Source organism: Trichormus sp. NMC-1, assembly GCF_001858025.1.
GTDB lineage: Bacteria > Cyanobacteriota > Cyanobacteriia > Cyanobacteriales > Nostocaceae > Anabaena.
In genome coordinates, this window is sequence record NZ_LZQD01000004.1 from 477432 (window position 1) to 498551 (window position 21120).

Below are 21120 nucleotides of genomic sequence, written 5' to 3' on the forward strand. Positions count from 1 at the left end.
GTATTTGTAGCGTGCGTTAGGCTATCGCTCTAAGCGTAGCCTAGCCCGCAAAGTCTTTACGCACCCTACGTATCTTTCAAAAATCAAATAATCAAATATTAGTCCTATAGCTTAATAGTTAAATTCTCTAAGTATGAGTTGAGCATCACTAAACTAACACCTACACATATAGGTTTTCGTCATCTTGTAAAAGTTCAAATCTCAGCTATCACACGTACACAGTATTTTTTGAACAAGGATAGTCTTTTTTATGTTTGATTCTTCACTCAACAATCAAGACCTTTCTGATTTATCAACAAGTATTTTTACTACCTACAATGGCACGGCTTACGGGCTTTCCAACGAAGTTTTAAACCCTGTTACTAATATTCAAAATACTTCGGCTATATTAAGTTTAGGAAATGAATTAATTCCTCCCCTAACCGATTATTCTTTTGAACAAAAAATTATATCTGCGGATTATTTAATCAGAGAAAAGTTTAGTAACTTGATCAATAATCCTGATTCTAATGATTTGTTAAGTATTGCCTATGGAGTAAATTCTCAAATAGATTTAGCAGCTTCGTTATTACAGACTCAAATTCATGAAGGGTTTAAAGATGTACAAATTAGTGTTATCAATTCGGAAATCTTAGGTAACACTAATGGTGCTTATGCAGACTCTCTGAATACTATCTTTTTAGCAGATGATTTTGTTAAAAATAATTCAACAGAAGTAATTGCTGAAGTATTAACAGAAGAATTTGGACATTTTATTGATGCTCAAATCAATGAAACAGATAGTACAGGAGATGAAGGTAGGATTTTTGCCAATTTAGTATTTAATCAATCTCTTACTCCAGAAGAATTAAACAGCTTAAAAGCCGAAGATGATCATGGAATTATTTACTATAATAATCAATTCATCAACATCGAAAAATCTGAACTTGAAATAATTAACAATATAGGAGAAACTTTAGTTATCAATGAAGATACGACTTTGGTTTTTCAATGGACACAACGAGAAGCAAAATATAATAATGAAATAGGAATCATAGTATTTGATAATCCCGAAGGTAAAATAGATGGAGTTTCACCCCAAGATGTAGGTTATTTCCAAAAAGTATTAACTTCAGAGAAAAGCGAAGTTATTTTTGCTAAAGGAAATAGTGTCGGTAACTGGAAACAAGTAGATTTAAAAGCTGGAGATTATGTTGGTTTTTATTTAATTCAAAATGCCAGTACATCAGAGTATTTAAACAATCCCAATTCTATCACTGTTTTCTCATCCATTACAGCCGCAAATACAGATAAATTTGATCATGTTATTAGCACAAATCTCGGTAAAGGAGTTTATCGTTTTAATTGGGAAGATTTAACAGGAGGTGGAGATAAAGATTTTAATGATGTAGTTTTCAATGTTTTTGAGAAAGGCTTTAATGCTGGAGGAAATAATACTCAAACAGTGTCATTAAGCGTTGAATTTTTATCTAATGAAGCAGCTTATAAAAATGAAATAGGTTTTTATTATGTTGATGATATCAATGGTAAGATTAACGGTATTTCTCCAACTGATGTTAATTATGCCAGAGAAGTATTCAAACAAGATAATTATCAAGTAATATTTGGAGAAGGTAACTATAGCGGAGTTAAAGAATATACTTTAACAGGTGGGCAAGATATTGGATGGTATTTGATTTCTAACAATACCAGTGAGAGATTTTTACAAACCAATGCTAATAATAATCCTAATGGTGGAGTCGTAGCTTACTTTTCCTATGCGGAAGCTAACCCAGATAAATTAAATCATCTCATTCATTATTCTAATAACCAAATGGGTTGGGAAGATGTTTTAGGACTAGGAGATAAAGATTATAATGATCTAGTTTTTAACTTTAATTTTGGTGATCCAACAGATATTAACCCGCAAACTAATAACCCTCCTGTAGTTGATGCTGATAAAACTATTTCTGTAGAAGAAAATAGTCAACCTATTACGTTAAATATTAACCTACCTATAGATTTTGATGGTGATACTTTAACTATTATGGTAAATCAATTACCAGATAATAGTAAAGGAAAAATCACAAAACAGAATGGTAGTCAAGTTAATATTAACGACAGTTTAACCATTACAGAATTAACTAATCTTATATTTACTCCTGTAGCAGATGCTAGTGGTAATTCAGGTAGTTTTGTTTATACTGTCAGCGATGGTAAAGGTGGTAGTGATAGTCAAATCAACATTTTTAATATTACTACCAATAACATTGTTTCTGTAAGTAGTATTAATGCTGCTCCTGAGTTCGTTTCTAATCCTGAATTAGAGATAATTTTAGGTGAAAATTATACTTATGATGCAAATGCTGTTGATGAGGATAATGATACTTTATTCTATTCTTTATTAATCGCACCTGAAGGTTTAACCATAGATAATAATACAGGTGTGATTAATTGGCAAAACGTCGCTGTTGGTAATCATAATATTTCTTTATTAGTGGCAGATGGCAAAGGTGGACAGGATAGACAAGACTATAGTTTAAATGTTGTTGAAACATCTGGTAATCGTCCTCCTGTATTTGTTTCTACTCCTGTTGTTTATGGCAATATTAATACTGAATATCGTTACCAAGCTTTAGCTACTGATGCTGATAGTGACTCAATTACCTACAGCTTAAATCAAGCACCTTTAGGAGCATCAATTGATGCAAATACAGGTCTGATAACTTATACTCCAACCCCTATACCTGTTGGTAATTTAACATTTGACACTTCTCAAAATCCGATATCACCTAATTTTTTAAATCATCGAGCATTTACTGATGACAATTTTGGCGGAAATTATGGAACTGGTAGAGATATTTTTGCCATTGGCGAAGGTTTTAATATATTTACTAATCGTCCCGCTGGTGCTTTATCACGAAGTGTTCTCACCTTTGATATCAATTCTTTAAATTATCCTATTTCTTCAGCCAAACTCCTACTTCCCAAACAACGAAGTAGTGGAGATACCATTGAAACTTTAGGATTGTTTGATGTATCTACAGACGCTAATGTTATCCATACAGCTTCTAGTTATATTAATCCATCTATCTATGAAGATATTGGTACAGGTACAAGTTATGGTACTTTTGATATCGAAACTGGAGGTATTATTAATAACTCTGAGATTATTGAGTTGGAATTAAATGATGCTGCTATTGATGCTATAAATCAAGCAAATGGTAAGTATTTTTCAATTGGAATGTCTTTACTTTCTATTAATCCAAATAATCAAACTCAAGCGGCCGAATATTTATTTGCTGCAAGTGGAAGTAATATTATTCCCAGTTTAGTAGTTGAACCTGTACAAATAGCTAGAACAGAAAACTTTGAAGTAGTCGCAACAGATAATAAAGGGGGTGTGGCCATTCAAAATTATCAACTCTCAATACAATCGCCTGATAATAACAATTATGATCCTGTGATTATTTCTGAAGCTATAGTCAAAGCTAGTACCAGTCAAAATTATGTTTATGATGTCAATGCAATTGATCCTGATGAAGATAATTTAACCTATTCTTTTGTTACTGCACCACTAGGAATGACTATTAATCAGTCAACGGGTGAGATAATTTGGAATACAGCGACTCAAACAATAGGTAATTATGATGTAACTGTCCAAGTTATTGATAATCGTGGGGGAGTTGATACACAAGAATTTGTGATTGCATTGAATAATAACCCATTGGGAACTATTACAGGTTTTAAATGGGAAGATGTGAATGGGAACGGTTTCCGAGATACAGCATTAGTGCAAGGAGATAATCCTGATATAGTTTTTGTTTTAGATGTTTCAGGTAGTGCAGATTTTGCTTTTGTCGGTTCTTCAATAGGAGATTTAAACAATGATGGTTTATTAGACACTCGATTAGATGCTGAAATTGCTGGATTTATTTCTCTTAATCAACAGTTAATCACTCAAGGTTTAGGAACAAGAGCAAATGTAGCGATTATTGTCTTTAGCGGAAGTGCGGCTAATGCTGATATGGATTTAGTAACGAGTGGTGTTCAATTAACAACTACTCCCACAGCCGATATTAATAATAATGATATTGTTGATGTTGAGGAGATTCTACGTTCTATTACTTCGGGAGCTTTTGGAGTAGGTAACTTTACTGGAACAAATATAGAAGCTGCTTTGCAAAAGGTAGAAGAAACTTTTACTGCTATAGGTACAGAAACAGGAAATGGTAATTTAGTATTTTTAACTGATGGTGAATCTAATCGGGGTGGTTCAATTACAGATGAAGTAGAAACTTTGAAAGCGAAAGGATTTAATTTATCTGCTTTTGGTGTAGGTGAAGATGCTTCATTAATCGAGATTCAGACGATAGATCCTGATGCTATTAAATTTACGTCCACTGATGAATTATTGGGTGTTTTCGGTAGTTTAGAAGGTGAGGAGAATTTTGTTGAACCTGGATTGGCTGGAATAACTGTTTATCTTGACTTAAATAATAACGGTTCTCTTGATATTAACGAACCCACTCAAATAACCGCTAGTGATGATTCTAATACCCCAAATATTGATGAAACTGGACAATATAAATTTACTGGTTTAGAAGCAGGTACTTATATTGTCAGAGAAATTGTACTCACAGATTATGAGCAAACATATCCTATTGGACAAGCAACAGATTCTCTAGGAGATGGTTTTGCCACAGTTCAACTAGAAGCAGGAGAAACCGTTAATAATATCAACTTTGGCAACAAGAAAATTGATCAACCTATTCCTAACCAAGCTCCTGTATTCACTAGCACAGCACCCACAACAGCCCAAATAGGCGAATTATTAAAATATCAAGCTACCGCTACCGATGTCAATAATGATGTTTTAACCTACAGTTTACTGACTAAACCAGAAGGTATGGCTGTTGATAGTAAAACAGGTATTTTAATTTGGCAACCAAAACAAAATCAAACAGGAAATAATCGAGTTGTTTTACGAGTTTCTGATGGTAAAGGTGGTTTAACAAATCAAGAATTTATTCTCAACACCAGAGGAATTAATACCCCACCACAAATTATTTCCTCTCCTAACACTGTCGCTCTTTTAAACAATACCTACAGCTACGAAGTCAGAGCTACAGATCCCGATAATGATACCCTCACCTATAGTTTAATCAATGCCATCCAAGGCATGACTATTAATGCTAATACTGGTTTGATTGAATATACACCTACTCAGTTGGGAACACCAACTGTAGAGATACAAGTTACCGATAACTTTGGAGGTTCTAATATTCAATCTTATCAATTACAAACATTAGAAAATCTGCCTAACCTTTTACCAACTATTACCTCGACACCACAAGTATTAATTGGTTCAGGAAATTTATATCAATATGATGTTAATGCCACAGATCCAGAAAATACAACTATTACCTACGGTTTAACTAATAAACCCGATGGGATGACAATTGATGGGAATACAGGATTAATTTCTTGGCAAACTCAAGCTAATGTTAATGGAGATTCTCAAATAACTGTTAGTGCTACCGATGCAGAGGGTGGTACAGCATATCAAAATTATTATATCAAAGTCTTCCCTAATCAAAATCCTGTCATTAGTTCTACCCCTGTAGAATTAGCTCAAACAGGTTTTATCTATGAATATGATATTATTGCTGGTGATGTTGATGGTGACTCACTTACCTACACCTTAACACAAGCACCAACAGGACTAACAATTGATCAATTTGGTAGATTAAGATGGCAACCAAAAACTGAAGATGAGGGCATTTATCCTATCACTATTAAAGTAGATGATGGTCGAGGAGGGATAGTTACTCAGAATTATAATTTAACTGTCACCAATGACGATATAGTTAAGCCTGTGGTAAATATAGGCTTTAGCAGTAATGTAATTAACATTGGAGAAACTGTTAATTTACAAGTTCAAGCAACAGATAATGTTGGTGTAGAAACTCTGAATTTAACTGTAGATGGTACACCATTAACCCTAAATCCCAATGTTCCCAACGGACAAATAAATAATGCTACTTTTGTGGGGAAAAATGCAGGATTATATCAATTTTTAGGCACTGCCATAGATGAAGCTGGTAATATTGGTACTGCTACTATTGAAGTGCGAGTAATTGATCCTAGTGATACTTCATCGCCTATCATTGAGATTAATACAACTAATTTAGAAGCCACCCAAAGCATTATCCAAGAACCTACAGATATTATCGCTACTGTCACCGATAACAATTTAGAATTTTATCGAGTGGAATTTGCTCCTGTAGAATCTATTAACCTGGATAATCTCGGTGAAAATGACCCTGATTATGTTTTACTCAGTGAAGGAAATAGCAATATTACCAATCAAACCGTAGCTAATTTAGATCCACGTCTTTTAGCTAATGGTAGTTATTTGTTAAGAATTACTGCCTTTGACTTTAGTGGAAATGGTAATGTACAAGGGGTAATTCTGAATGTTTCAGGACAAAATAAACCCGGTGATTTTTCCTTAGAATATACAGATTTATCCATTCCTTTGACTGGTATTCCCATTGAAATAACTCGCCGTTATAACAGTTTAGAAAGTTCAAATCAAGGCGACTTTGGTTATGGTTGGGATTTAGGTTTACAAGATGCCAATATTGTCGAGGCATCTCCTGATGGACGAGATTTGAGCAAAGATAATTTCTTTGGTGGTAATAGCTTTACTGTTGGTACTCGTGTTACTCTAAATACTCCTGATGGTAGAAGGATTGGTTTTACTTTCAATCCTGTTGTTTCTCTGCCTGGTTTATTGGGTGCAGTATACGCCCCTAATTTTACTCCTGATGCTGGTGTGTTTGATAAGTTAGAAGTGGAAAACACTTCGTTAAGCATTCGTAGTGATGGTAGTGTAGGTTTATATTTATTTGGGTTCACTTATAATCCTTCCCAATATAAATTAACTACTAAAGATGGAACTGTTTACAATTATGACCAAAACTTTGGTTTAATTGATGTTAAAGACCGCAATGGTAATACTTTGACTTTCTCTGATGAGGGAATTGTTAGCTCAACTGGTGCAGAAATTGAATTTAAACGAGATACTCAAGGACGAATTACAGAAATAATTGATCCTGATGGTAAATCAGTTAAATACAGCTATGATAGTAAAGGTAATTTAGTAGCGGTAAGCGACAGAACTAACAACAAGACAGAGTTAGTTTATAATGATCCTAATCGTCAACACTTTTTAACAGAAATTATTGATCCTTTAGGCAGAAAAGCCAGTCGTACCGAATACGATGAAAATGGACAAATTAGCAAGATTATTGATGCTAATGGCAATGAATTAGAAATTAACTTTGATGCTGCTGCTTCTAGTCAAACCATCAAAGATCCTTTCGGTAATACCATCACTCGGATTTTTGATAATCAAGGTAATGTGATTCAAGAAGTTGACCAATTGGGAGGTATTACTTTAAGAACCTATGACGCGAATAATAACCTTTCGAGTGAAACAGATCCAGAAGGTAATACCACCAGTTACACTTATGATAATCGGGGTAATAAACTCACAGAAACTGATGGGGAAGGTAATACTAAAATTTATACCTACAACGCTAATAATGATTTATTAACAGAAACCGATGCTTTAGGTAATAAAACTACTTACACTTATGATATTAGTGGCAATCTCACTAAACGAGAAGATGCAGAAGGTAATATCACTACCTATAATTATGGTGCAAATGGGTTATTAACAACAGTCATTGACGCTAATGGTAAAACTAGCACTTTTAGTTATGATAATTTTGGCAATCTCACAGAATTAGTAGATCCGACAGGTGCAAAAACTACTTTTACCTATGATAATAATGGTAGAGTTACCAGTGTAACTGATGCTTTAGGAGCAATTACCAATTACATCTATGATGAACAAGGGCGGTTAATTGAAAAAGCAGATCCTGAAGGTAGTAGTTGTGGTTGTGCAAGGGGTATTACTAAAACTGAATACAACGCCGCAGGTGAGAAAATCGCGGAAATTGACGCATTAGGAAGACGTACTGAATACCGTTATAATGAGCGTGGTTTATTAATTGAAACTATCCTTCCTGATAGCACACCTAATAATTTAACTGATAATCCTCGTACTAAAAATGAATATGATGCTTTAGATAGATTAACGGTATTTACCGATGAATTAGGACGGAAAACCTACTATGTTTATGACGCATTAGGACGAGAAATTGAAGTTATCCATCCTGATAGCACACCAAATAATTTAAGTGATAATCCCCGAACTAAGAAGGAATACGATAAAGCCGGGTTAGTGATTGCAGAAATTGATGAATTAGGTAATCGGACTAAATTTGAATATGATGATGCAGAGCGACTAATAAAGGTAACTAATGCCCTCAATGAAGTCACTACCTATACTTATGATGTAGAAGGTAGACGAGTTTCTATGACTGATGCTTTAGGGCGGAAAACTGTTTATGTTTATGATGGTTTAGGGCGAGACAGTGAAGTTATTTATCCTGATAATACCCCTGACAATTTACAGGATAATCTCCGCAGTCAGACAGAATATGATGGTTTAGGGCGAGTTATTTCTGAAACTGATTTATCAGGAAATACCGCTCAATATAAATATGATGCACTAGGAAGACTGACGGCGGTAATTGATGCGTTAAATCAACGCACGGAATATAAATATGATGGGGTGGGTAATTTAATTGAACAAAAAGACGCGAATGGACATATCACCAAGTTTGAATATGATAGTTTACGCCGTTTGCAAGCTACAACTTTACCGGAAGGACAAGAAAATAAAACCATTCACGATAAGATTGGTAATTTAATTGAGGTGACAGATTTTAATGGTGTTGTCACTACTTATAAATACAATGAGCGTAATTGGTTGATTGAAAAATCTTTCTCTGATGGTACACCGACAGAAACCTTTACCTATACCGCTACAGGAAAATTAGCCACTGTCACCGATAATCGTGGAGTGACAACTTATAGTTATGATGAACGTGATAGGTTAATTTCTCGGACTGAACCTGATGGAAGGAAGATTCAATATACCTACGATAAAGCGGGAAATATTCTCACTTTAAATGTTCCTTCAGGGACAACCACTTATAGTTATGATGCCCTCAATCGGATTGATACTGTCAAAGATGCTGATAATGGTGTGACTGACTATGATTATGATGCTGTGGGTAATTTGATTAAGACAGTATTTCCTAATGGTGTGATTGAAAATCAACAATATGACTTTTTAAATCGCTTACTTTACTTAGAAAACCGTAAGCAAATGGGCATTATTTCTAGTTATACCTACACTTTAGATGGTATGGGTAATCGTCTCAAGGTGGAGGAAAATGACGGGCGGATTGTTGAATATAATTATGATAAACTCTACCGTCTCACCCAAGAAAAAATAACTGATGCTGTTGCTGGTAATAAGACAATTGAATATAAATTTGATTTCGTAGGTAATCGTTTACAAAAAATAGATTCTGTTGAGGGAACAACTACCTACACTTATGATGATAATGACCGATTATTACAAGAAATCCTTGGCGGTAAGGTTACAAGCTATCAATATGATAATGAAGGTAATCTCACAGCTAAGATTGAAAATGGACAAAATCAGACAGTTTATGAATGGAATGCTAAAGGGGAATTAACGGCTGTAGAAGTCACGGAAAATGGGGAAACGGGACGGATTGAGTTTGAATATGACCATAATGGGATTCGAGTTGCTATTAATGTTGATGGTGAAGAAACTCGCTTTTTAATTGACAATAATCAACAGCAATATGCCCAAGTAATTGAGGAATATCAAGTTAATGGTGATGTTAAAACTACCTATACTCACGGTTGGGATTTGATTTCTCAAGATAATGGCGATAATCGTATTTATTATCAAGTAGATGGTTTAGGTAGCACTCGTCAATTAACAGATATTAATGGGGCTGTTGTGGTTGAATATGATTATGATGCTTATGGTAATTTAACCCGTAAAGTGGGAGATGTAGATAATAATTATCTGTTCGCAGGTGAGAAGTTTGATGATGCGGTAGATGGTTATTATTTACGAGCAAGGTATTATGATTCTGCTACGGGGCGGTTTGTTTCGACTGATCCTTTTGAGGGTTTTCTTTATCTACCTGTAAGTTTACAAGACTATGTATATGGTAATGATAATCCTGTTAACTTCATTGATCCTAGCGGTAAGGTTGCTGTAATAGAATATGCTAAGATAATATCTGAAATTGTTATAGGTAAAACAGGCTCATTTATCGGTTCATTGATTGGTTTCTTGCATGGATTCTCTGGTGCTAATCTTTTATTTTTAGGAAACATTCTTGAAATAGCTAATTCTGGTGAAGATGTTGTTGCTCAATGGCAGAAAGCAAGTGATAAAACACAAGAACAAGCTGAAAATATTCAGGACATTCTCGAAAAAACTTTTGGACAAATAAAAAAATCAGGTCTTATTTCCGGATTTATTGGTGGGGCAGGATATGAAATTAAAATTGATATCAAAATTACTGTTGGTGGTTTATTTATTGGAGATGATTCTATAATTGCTGTCGAAGGTTCTTTCAATACGACAAAAACTATTGAACTTCGCGGAGGAGGATATGAAGATGGATACAAGGCCGCACTATTGTATTTTGAATCACTCAAGCCGTAATAATAAATAGCCTATAGCCAGTAGGGTGCGTTAGAGGTTGTTTGAAAAGTATTAGATGAAACCAATAATGTCCAAGAACCTAACCCCCCAGCCCCCTTCCCTACCAGGGAATGGGGGTTTCAAAGCCTCTCCCCGCGTCGGGGAGAGGTTTGGAGAGGGGTTTATTTATACATTAAAAACTTTTAAAACATCCTCTAAGTAAAAGAATTTGTCCATTATTCTAAATTATTATTATTTTTGACTCACCCAATAGAGATAATATCGTTCAGTATCTATCCATGATTTCTCAAAACTATTGATAGGATCAATTTTCAAATCATTTTGATTTAATTGCAGTTTTTTATGTAAAATAAGTAGAATTTTATTTTTGTATTGTGGCAAATTTAAAAGAGAACTAATTTGTTTTAGTATTTCTGATTCATCAACCTCTTCTCGTCCTTTTTTAAACAGGGTAAAACTTCCCATATCTTGCCGTTCTGGATAATAGAAGTTACGGTTCAGATAACCCGATAATGCAGCCATATTTGCATCTCGACTAGCAACAATAAATTCATTATCTAGCTGAGACTTCTGAATATACTCTGTTGTTGTTCGACTGGCAGAAAAAGGTATAATCATATCTCTAGAAAAACCGTAAATACCTCCAAAAAATTGCATATATAAAGTTGCCATAAACATTATATAGTGCCATTTATGAACGAACTTAAGTGAGTTAGGTGGGATAATAAATTTGTTGGCAAAAGAAGTAGATTCTTGATAATAACTTCCCAGCCATAACGCAGCTACAAGAATTAAATAAAAATGCCCAAAATGTCGAGGTCCTGAACCTGAAAATCTCAAGTATGCAAATGTGAAGATTTCTAAAGTTCCAACGATGTAAAAAAAGAGAGCAAAGGGTTTTTTCGCTAACTTAATTAAAGTTAAAACTACCATGAATAGAACAATTGCTGCACAGACAATTAAATCTAGCCAGCGTTTAGATGTGGGTATTATTAAAAAATAACCGCCAAATAATCTACCTATACTTTTCAATAAATGGCGCAAATCTAGTGTCATAGACCAGCCAGTATTTAATCCTCCATGAAGATAACTATCCGCAGGTGGAGTAATAATATTTATTGCCAAGATATAACAAGCGATAATGATAGCAATACTTATAAATAAGTCGGTTTTTTTATTTTCAATAAGATACTGCTGACGATGTTCAATATCAAAACAAAATTCAACTACTAAAGTTAATAAAAATGCAAATGATATCAATAAGGCATAGGCATTAGTATTTGCCATTAATCCTAATAAAATTGCTACAGTAATATAAGTCTTTTTTCTAGATGGAAAAGCAGCACAAAAAGCAAAAATAAACAACAGTCCGAAAGCATAATTTCGAGAAATTAAGAGAAATTCATAAAAAGGGAGATAGGTAAATGTAAAAAGGAACTTTTGTCTATAATTAAAAGGACTATATAACCAAAAAATAGTCACAGAAGAAATTGCCAGAGATAAATGAAATATTTGCATGATGATAGGTGTATCAGCAATATTCCTCAGCAATGCCAAAGAGAAATACCACAGCACAGGATGAGCTTCATAACGAATATTTTCAATTAAATCTTGCCAAGATTTACTATCTCTGACAATCAGCCAAGGATTGAGTTCATCTCTCCACATTGAATGGTTGAGGATGCCTATAAGACCGATAACTGAAAAGATAAATATAATGAACCAAGGAGAAGCAACGATTAATTTTGCCGGAAAGTTAATTACTTTTTTAGCTGTCATTTCACAAAGGTATTAAATAAAATAATGCTCAAACTCAAAGCTGAAAATATGTCAGATGTAAACCGCAGCAAAATCAATACTGTGTTTCTGCTGCGATTTTGACTGTTTATCTTGTAGCTTCTAACAATTTAGAAAAGTAGAAGCGAGTCCGAGTCATGGCTTGTCTTTGGACTGTAAATCCATTTTTTTCCAGAATTTTCACCACATCAACTTCCCGGTGTAAATAAGCGCGAGTGGCTTTACTAGGGCCTGGAAAGAAACTACCGATTTTCTTGAGAATAGTCAAAAAGCAGGTTTTAGGTGCAAAACTTAAAATAATTCGTGATTGTGCCAAAGAACAGAGGTGAGAAATCATTTCATCTGCTTTTTCTTGAGGGTAATGGATTAGAACATCTAAGCAAATGACAGTGTGATAACTACCAGTCAAAGATTCCAAATCCTGCACCGCAAAGGTGGGATTTACAGAATTGGATAAAGCTTGTACAGCCCTATCTTGGGCTTCTGAAACCATTTTGGCGGAAATATCGCTGGCGTAAACTTTAGCGCCATCTATGGCTAAAGGAATACTCAGACTACCCACCCCACAACCAGCATCGCAGATTGACAATTCTGCTAAATTTTTGTCTGCTTCCAACCAGCCGATGACTGTATCCACGGTTTGTTGGTGTCCAGTGCGGATGTCTAGTTGGACTTTGTTGACTTCGCCATCACCGTAGATGCGTTGCCAACGGTCAAAACCTGTAGAATTGAAGTACTCGCGTACAATTGTTTTATCGTCGGCCACGTTCATAACATCTCTATTTAACGGTTCACAATTCTTAAAATTATCATTTGTTTGCGGTCAGTTGTCAGTTTTTAGGGCATCTTTAAGGTTGATACAAATGTAGAGACGCGGGGACACGGGGACGCGGAGACACGGAGACGCGGGGACGCGGAGACACGGAGACGCGGGGACGCGGAGACACGGAGACGCGGGGACGCGGAGACACGGAGACGCGGGGACGCGGAGACACGGAGACGCGGGGACGCGGAGACACGGAGACGCGGGGACGCGGAGACACGGAGACGCGGGGACGCGGAGACACGGAGACGCGGGGACGCGGAGACACGGAGACGCGGGGACGCGGAGACACGGAGACGCGGGGACGCGGAGACACGGAGACGCGGGGACGCGGAGACACGGAGACGCGGGGACGCGGAGACACGGAGACGCGGGGACGCGGGGACGCGGGGACGCGGAGACACGGAGACACGGAGAGTTTTTTTGATAAGTAATTAGACAGAAACAGACTTTCAACTCTGTCACCTGTCACCTGTCACCTGTCACCTATCACCTGTCAACTATCACCTGTCAACCTTTGCCAAGTAAGTTGTCCTGCGGTTTCGTCCTTATGCCAGCGTAAGAAATTGGCAGGTTGATTGGGGGTAAGTGTTGGTAAATTAATAGCCTTTCTGGGCGCGTCTGTAGCTAGATAAATGGCTTTTTCTGCATCGCATATTCCCCACTTCACCAAGTTCTGCACTCCTACCAATAAAGGCAAAGTCGTCCCTGATAAAGTACCATCGGCTAATCTGGCTGTACCGTTAATAATCTCAATTTGCCGACTATCCCAAGGATACACACCATCTGTTAATCCTAATGGTGCAAGGGCATCACTGACAATAAATAGCCCTTTACTCGCACGGAGAAGAATTTCTAACATTATCGGGACAACGTGCTGTCCATCGGCAATAAAACTACACATCACACCGGGATTATTCATAGCTGCACCTAATAATCCTGGTTCGCGGTGATGTAATGGTGGCATGGCGTTGAAGGCGTGAGTTATCATCGTTGCACCCATGTCAAAGGCGCTTTGTGCTTCCACTGCGGTTGCTTGAGAATGTCCTAAACTGACGATGATTCCTAAAGAACGCAAATATGGGATAACTTCACCTGTGGTATCTAATTCTGGTGCTAAGGTGATGATTTTGATAATGGAAGCATAATCTCCAATAAGTCGCTTGACTTTATCAATGGTTAAGGGTTGCAGGTATTCTGCTGGATGTGCGCCACGCTTGTAGTAGTTTAAAAAGGGGCCTTCTAGATGCACTCCCAGGATTTGGGCTGAGTTGACAGAGATGGGAGAAAAATTAGAGATAACGGCAAGCGATCGCTGTATATTTTCTATAGAAGTTGTTACTAGGGTTGGTAAATATCCATCAACACCGACATTCCACAAGAATTGCGAGATATTTTCCAGCATTGGGGCATTTTTTGGTGTTAAATCAGGAAAGGCCAAACCTAGTCCACCGTTAATTTGCAAATCAACGCCACCTAAGGAAATCCAGTCACCAGCAACATCCAAAATTTGTAAATCTTTTGCTGGAAAGCGTTTGCAGAATGTACCCATTGGCAAAATTTGCTCAATTATGCCGTTTTCATTGACCCAGATCATCTGCAAATCTTGATAACCGGGTACTCTGGCATTAATAATATCTACGTTTGATAGGATGGGATTTGGTGTTGCTTTGGTCATTACCCTAGCCAAAAAAAGCTAAATCTGAATTGATTGTAGATGGAAGCATCGGTAATTAATCCAAAATCTAAAATCTAAAATCTAAAATCTAAAATCTAAAATCTAAAATCTAAAATCTAAAATCTAAAATCTAAAATCTAAAATCTAAAATCTAAAATCTAAAATCTAAAATCTAAAATCTAAAATCTAAAATCTAAAATCTAAAATCTAAAATCTAAAATCTAAAATCTAAAATCTAAAATCTAAAATCTAAAATCTAAAATCTAAAATCTAAAATCTAAAATCTAAAATCTAAAATCTAAAATCTAAAATCTAAAATCTAAAATCTAAAATCTAAAATCTAAAATCTAAAATCTAAAATCTAAAATCTAAAATCTAAAATCTAAAATCTAAAATCTAAAATCTAAAATCTAAAATCTAAAATCTAAAATCTAAAATCTAAAATCTAAAATCTAAAATCTAAAATCTAAAATCTAAAATCTAAAATCTAAAATCTAAAATCTAAAATCTAAAATTATATGAGTCTTCAAATTGGTATTATCATGGGCAGTGATTCAGATTTGCCTACAATGAAAGATGCGATCGCAGTTTGTGAAGAATTCGGCATTGAATGCGAAGTGGCGATCGTCTCTGCCCATCGTACCCCAGAACGGATGGTGGAATATGCCCAAACCGCTCATCAACGTGGTATCAAGGTAATTATTGCTGGTGCTGGTGGTGCTGCCCATCTTCCTGGCATGGTAGCATCTTTAACCCCACTCCCTGTAATCGGTGTCCCCGTCGCAACGCGCAACTTACAAGGTGTAGATTCTTTATATTCCATTGTGCAAATGCCCGCAGGAATACCTGTTGCTACGGTAGCCATTGGTAATGCTAAAAATGCCGGACTTCTAGCAATACAGATTCTCGCTACTCACCAACCCGAATTATTGCAAAAAGTCCAAGCATACCGTCAAAGCCTATGCGATATGGTGATGGACAAGCAAGCCAAACTGGAACAACTCGGCTATCAGAAATACTTACAGGAAATGTTTTAATTATTACGATTGACTATAAAAAATTGTCATGATAAATTGTGATTTTTTATATAAAAAGTCATAATTTATTATATTTACATATACTTTTTCTAAAGTTTTGATTGTGCAACTTTCATAACTGAAAATCCCGATATAGTAAAGGATACAGCCCTTTGAGTCTTTACCGCTGAAAAGATTATTGAGGTCAAATACCAAAAATTGTAGTCTGTGATACAGAACTTTAAACTTTATTAAATGCAAAATCAAGCAAATTTACGGTGGTAGTAATTTCAACACCTTGCAGCAGGAAATAATTAAATTATTTCTGTATTTAGATTCGGTTAAATTTGCCCTAAATCCAATATTTTCCAAATTTATGGGCAAAACTCTTGTTTAGTGACCCTAATTAAACTAATTTATTTTAGTCAGATTCTAAACAACATCAAAAAGGGCTTTTCTAGCAGGAAAAACATCAATGAATAAAAATATTAAACCATTACACCGCCTACTAGCACTAGCTATAGGCTCAATGGTGTTTGCAATTTTTGCTCCTACAGTTGTACAAGCAGCAGATCCTCCTACTGTTCAATCTTTAGCGGACACAACCACAAAATTACAAATTTCCATTGATACCACCTGGGTATTACTAACAGGGTTTTTAGTCTTCTTCATGCAGACCGGCTTCTCCATGTTAGAAGCAGGTTTGCTGCGCCAAAGAGGAGTAGTTAACGCCTTACTAGAAAACTTCGTTGACGCTGCTGTCACCATTTTGGTGTGGTGGGGTATCGGCTTTGGTATCGCCTTCGGTACAAGTGCTGGAGGTTTTATTGGCACAGATACCTTTTTCCTCAGTCAGCTACCCGGTGCAGATGGTAGCTACCCTATGGGCGCACCTGGTTCTACCGCCGCAATCAATACCTATACATTATTCTTCTTCCAATTCGCCTTTGCTGCTACCGCTAGTACCATCACTACTGGTTCAATGGCGGGAAGAACAGACTTTATCGGTGACTTAATTTACAGCGCCATCATGGGTGCATTTAGTTACCCGCTAATTGTCCACTGGGTCTGGAACTCCAACGGTTGGTTATTTAAAATGGGTTTCCTAGACTTTGCCGGTAGTGCGGTAGTTCACAGCGTTGGTGGTTGGACAGCTTTAGTAGGTGCTTATTTACTTGGACCCCGTCCTGGTCGTCCAGCTTGGGGAACAATCCCACCGGCACACAATTTAGGTTTAGCAGCCTTGGGAACGATGATTTTGTGGTTTGGTTGGTACGGTTTTAACCCTGGTTCTACCCTCAGCACTGGTAACACTGGTTTAATTGGCTTAGTCATCCTCAATACTACTTTAGGTGCTGGTGGTGGTGCTTTATCAGCCATGTTTTACCAATATTTCCGTTCTGGTAAATGGGACTTGGTTTATTGTTTGAATGGTTCTTTAGCTGGTTTAGTCGGAGTTACCGCCGGTTGCGCGTTTATTTTACCTTGGGCTGCGGTATTAATTGGCTTAACCGGGGGAATTTTAGTAGTTCTAGGCATTGATTTCATTGAAGCAATGCACATTGATGACCCTGTAAGTGCCTTTGCAGTTCACGGTATCAATGGCATGATGGGTACTTTAGCCATCGGCTTTTTAGGTCAAAAAGAACTCACTGGTGGTAAAGCAGGTCTATTTTTAGGTGGTGGCTTTGATTTACTGGGTGTGCAAATTCTGGGTATAGTTGCTATTGGTGCATTCAGTGTGGCTTTTGCCTTTTTAATGTTCAGTGGACTCAAAGCCATTGGCAAATTGCGTGTTGATCCTGAAGCTGATAAGATCGGGATTGATGCTTACGAACACGGCGCAACTGTTTGGCCTGATGTTTACGCAGTGGAAGAGTTTGTGGAAGAACAACAAAATCACTCTAAAAATCCTAGAATTGGCGCTTTAGAAGGTGAATAATCTAGCTATAGCGTTTTCTATGTGATTTGTGTATCCCTTACGGGAGCAGGATGCATACCACGGAGACGCAGAGAGGACAGAGGTATGCCTCCGGTAGTTACACTTTGGCTTTATCCGTGCATTAGCATTACACATCTTATTTAGAACCGCTAAATTTAGGTTATAAATAGTAGAGACGTTCCATGTAACGTCTCTAATTTTTTCTCCGATGTCTATTTTAAGAATGCCTTTTGATCGGGGGACTATTTTTTAGATTGCAAGTCCCCAAAAAGCGATACATTTATGTAATAACAAGTTGAAATAGTTAGTAAATTTAATCCAAAATCTAAAAACCCCAATTGGGATCAGGCTGGGTCAGAAGTAAACAGTGCCAAAAATAATTGCTATCCTTAATGGTAAAGGAGGAGTCGGTAAAACGACTACCGCAGTCAACTTAGCTGCTAACTTTGCCCAAGACAAAAAAGTCCTTTTGATAGATGCAGATGTTCAAGGTTCTGCTAGTTGGTGGTTTCGACGAAATCAGCAGGGGATGGGATTTGATTTAGCTCAAGATACAAATCCACAACTTTTAGGTGAATTACCAAAAATAACAAGTTACGATTTAGTAGTGGTAGATACGCCTCCAGCATTGCGTTCTGAAGCTTTAGCAGCGGTAGTAGGGATTGCCGATTATCTCGTTTTACCCACACCCCCAGCAGCAATGGACTTAACTGTTCTGATTGAGACAGTAAGACAAGCCGTTATCCCTATGGGTACTCCCCATCGGGTACTGTTAACTAAAGTCGATACGCGCAGTTCAGGGGAAGCACTAGAAGCACAAAAAACTCTTTTACAACTAGGTATTCCAGTTTTCAATACTTTTATTCGTACCTATAAAGCTCATGAAAGAGCCGCCCTTGAGGGTGTAGCAATTACTCAATGGCGAGGAAAAAACGCACGGGAAGCAGAATCTGATTACCGTCGAGTGGCTGATGAATTAATGCATGATTGGAGGAAATAATGGCTAAGAAAAATCTTTCTGACTTACTACAAGAAGAAGCACAAAAATTTACACCCCAAGTTGGTGACACAGCAATTGAAGTAACTGCACAAAAAGTTGAGGAAGAGAATTCTTCGCCAATGGAGGAAGAAGCAGCATCAACTTCTACCAAGCGCACCACTCCGACTAAGGCAGATTTAGAAGCCACAATTCAAGCATTAACTGCCAACCTGGAAAAAGCGCAGCAAAAAGAAGTTTCTTTCAAGGAGCACATTAGTGACCTAAAAACCGATTTATCTCTACAAAAAGCTTTGGAAGAAAGGTTGACAACTGAACTTTATGAAACTAAAAAAACAGCCCTGCAATTAGCTGAATCCAATTCTCAGTTAATAGAAGAAATTAATGGATTAAAAAAAGTGAAAGAACCTGTGAAAGAACCTGTAAAAGAAACTTACAAAGAACCTATAAGAGAAACTTACAAAGAAACTTCCAGATCTTTATCCATTAACCCCAAAAAATCACACAGATCTCCTGAAAGACTCCAAGAAAAGCCTAACCAATCAAATGATAATTTTGCTGACAATACTTGGTTATATGATTAAAATCTAACCTCGAAATTGCAAAATATGTTGGGCAGTGATTTCTGGTTTTTCTAAGTGGGGAATATGACCACAATCTTGAATCCAAATCAGTTGACTCTGGGGAATCGTTTTGGCAAATTTATGAGCATCCCCAGTCCCCACAATTTTATCATTATCACCCCATAAAATTAGTGTTGGTTGCTCAATTTGCGATATTTGTTGCAATTTAAAAGCACTGTAACCACCACTTTTAGTAAAAGCAATCAACGCCTGATTCCAATTAGGCATTTTTAAGTGTAAATCCCCACAGCGTAAAGCATCTAGGGATATCAGATCAGGGTTATTGTAAGCACTACGACAAATGCGATCGCGCACTTTTGGATTTCGCAAAAACTCAGATGCTAAAGAATATAACGGTGCAAACATCAATTTACTTAAAGCGGAACCGCCCTTCAACCCTGCACTGTCGATTAACACCAGTTTCTGCACCACCTCCGGGTAAGTCAGGGTGAAATCAATCGCCGCTGCACCCCCCATAGAAGCACCAACCACAATCACCGGTTGGTTAATCAGGGTTTTCCAGAAAGAATAAAGATGGGTTTTAATGGCTATGGGACTATAATCAAGCCCGGCAAGTCTATCTGTAAAGCCAAATCCCAATAAATCCACCGCCCAAGTTTCATTCTCTTGGGCCAGCAATGGTAACAGCCGCCGAAATTCCAGAATAGAACTGTCGAAACCGTGAATTAATAAAATCGGTGTACCGCCACTACCTTTATGTATGTAGGTGGTGGTGATTGGTTCTTTGCTTAGAGAAGTAAGGATACCTTGACTTTGGATATTTTGAGCCAAAGCAATAGACGTTGGTTCACTCAGTTGCCCAACTGCGGCAGGTAAAAAACTTGGAAACATAAACATCAGTTTACCTGACAATTGACCACTGAGAATCAAAAAAGAAAATTTTCCTAAATGTTAAACCTGTTACCATTGCCTCGTACAATAAATATTGCTTATCCCTGATTTAGGAGAGTGAAGCCATGCCAATGGCGGTTGGAGTAATTGAAACTTTAGGTTTTCCAGCAGTACTCGCATCAGCTGATGCAATGGTAAAATCGGCCGCTGTCACAATCGTATATTATGGTATAGCCGAAAGCGGTCGCTTATTAGTGGCCGTCAGGGGACACGTTGCAGAAGTCAGAACAGCAGTTGAAGCCGGAATTACCGCAGGAGAAGAAGTTTATGGTGGACAAGTAATTACCCATTACATTGTTCCCAATCCCCCGGAAAATGTGGAAACAATTCTACCCATCCACTTCACCTCAAAATCCGAACCTTTTCGTATGTTCTAAGCAAGTTCGCTATCAAACTTGGCAGCATAACTTCTTAAAAATAATTTGTAGCCCTCACATAACTTTTATTCATACAGGAGAACAATAATGTCACTACAGGCAGTTGGCGCACTTGAAACCAAAGGTTTTCCCGCAGTACTCGCAGCCGCAGATGCAATGGTAAAAGCGGGAAGAGTTACCCTGGTTGGTTATATCAGAGTTGGTAGCGCCCGTTTTACAGTCAATATTCGCGGTGATGTTTCTGAAGTTAAAGCGGCTATGGCTGCTGGAGTAGAAG

12 protein-coding genes are annotated in these 21120 nt (G+C 37.1%); 7 read left to right on the plus strand and 5 right to left on the minus strand.

Annotated elements, in window-relative coordinates; all coding sequences use genetic code 11:
* The first annotated feature begins 250 nt into the window (after positions 1-250).
* Entirely contained in the window at positions 251-10678 is a 10428-nt protein-coding gene (locus tag A9Y75_RS15930; protein WP_083389629.1) for a putative Ig domain-containing protein, read from the plus strand.
* Between the two features lie 231 nt (positions 10679-10909).
* Here the strand turns inward: A9Y75_RS15930 and A9Y75_RS15935 are convergent, their stop codons facing one another.
* The 4 genes from A9Y75_RS15935 to nagA all read right to left on the minus strand — a co-directional run bounded on the left by A9Y75_RS15935 (position 10910) and on the right by nagA (position 14976).
* Positions 10910-12457: a hypothetical protein gene (locus A9Y75_RS15935; RefSeq protein WP_071190511.1), complete on the minus strand. Its 1548-nt coding sequence runs from the start codon at positions 12455-12457 to the stop codon at positions 10910-10912.
* Between the two features lie 106 nt (positions 12458-12563).
* A complete protein-coding gene (bchM, locus tag A9Y75_RS15940; protein WP_071190512.1) occupies positions 12564-13247 on the minus strand; it encodes a magnesium protoporphyrin IX methyltransferase in 684 nt (227 codons plus the stop codon).
* 76 nt (positions 13248-13323) lie between these two features.
* Positions 13324-13770: a hypothetical protein gene (locus tag A9Y75_RS29700; protein ID WP_236721429.1), complete on the minus strand. Its 447-nt coding sequence runs from the start codon at positions 13768-13770 to the stop codon at positions 13324-13326.
* Between the two features lie 24 nt (positions 13771-13794).
* Positions 13795-14976, minus strand: a complete 1182-nt coding sequence (gene nagA, locus A9Y75_RS15945; RefSeq protein ID WP_071190513.1) for an N-acetylglucosamine-6-phosphate deacetylase — start codon at positions 14974-14976, stop codon at positions 13795-13797.
* Between the two features lie 518 nt (positions 14977-15494).
* On the opposite strand from nagA, the gene purE reads away from it, so the two are divergent.
* The 4 genes from purE (at position 15495) to A9Y75_RS15965 (ending at position 19515) form a co-directional block, all read left to right on the plus strand.
* On the plus strand, positions 15495-16013 hold the full coding sequence (purE, locus tag A9Y75_RS15950) for a 5-(carboxyamino)imidazole ribonucleotide mutase (RefSeq protein WP_071190514.1): 519 nt from the start codon (positions 15495-15497) through the stop codon (positions 16011-16013).
* A gap of 454 nt (positions 16014-16467) precedes the next feature.
* Positions 16468-17934 carry an ammonium transporter gene (locus A9Y75_RS15955; RefSeq protein ID WP_071190515.1) on the plus strand — a complete coding sequence of 489 codons (1467 nt, stop codon included), beginning with the start codon at positions 16468-16470 and terminating at the stop codon, positions 17932-17934.
* A gap of 367 nt (positions 17935-18301) precedes the next feature.
* Positions 18302-18934 carry a ParA family protein gene (locus A9Y75_RS15960; protein ID WP_071190516.1) on the plus strand — a complete coding sequence of 211 codons (633 nt, stop codon included), beginning with the start codon at positions 18302-18304 and terminating at the stop codon, positions 18932-18934.
* Positions 18934-19515 carry a hypothetical protein gene (locus A9Y75_RS15965; protein ID WP_071190517.1) on the plus strand — a complete coding sequence of 194 codons (582 nt, stop codon included), beginning with the start codon at positions 18934-18936 and terminating at the stop codon, positions 19513-19515. The genes A9Y75_RS15960 and A9Y75_RS15965 overlap by 1 nt, the downstream gene beginning before the upstream one ends.
* 3 nt (positions 19516-19518) lie before the next feature.
* Here A9Y75_RS15965 and A9Y75_RS15970 read toward each other — a convergent pair whose 3' ends face one another.
* Positions 19519-20406 (minus strand): alpha/beta hydrolase, encoded by an 888-nt coding sequence (locus tag A9Y75_RS15970; protein WP_071190518.1) that lies wholly within the window; start codon positions 20404-20406, stop codon positions 19519-19521.
* A 125-nt stretch (positions 20407-20531) separates the two neighbouring features.
* Between A9Y75_RS15970 and A9Y75_RS15975 the strand changes: the two genes are divergently transcribed.
* Together A9Y75_RS15975 and A9Y75_RS15980 are read left to right on the plus strand one after the other, a co-directional pair.
* Complete coding sequence (locus A9Y75_RS15975; RefSeq protein WP_015215497.1) at positions 20532-20843, plus strand: carbon dioxide-concentrating mechanism protein CcmK; 312 nt, start codon at positions 20532-20534, stop codon at positions 20841-20843.
* A gap of 87 nt (positions 20844-20930) precedes the next feature.
* A partial coding sequence (locus A9Y75_RS15980) for a BMC domain-containing protein (RefSeq protein ID WP_143046441.1) occupies positions 20931-21120 on the plus strand: 190 nt, incomplete at its 3' end.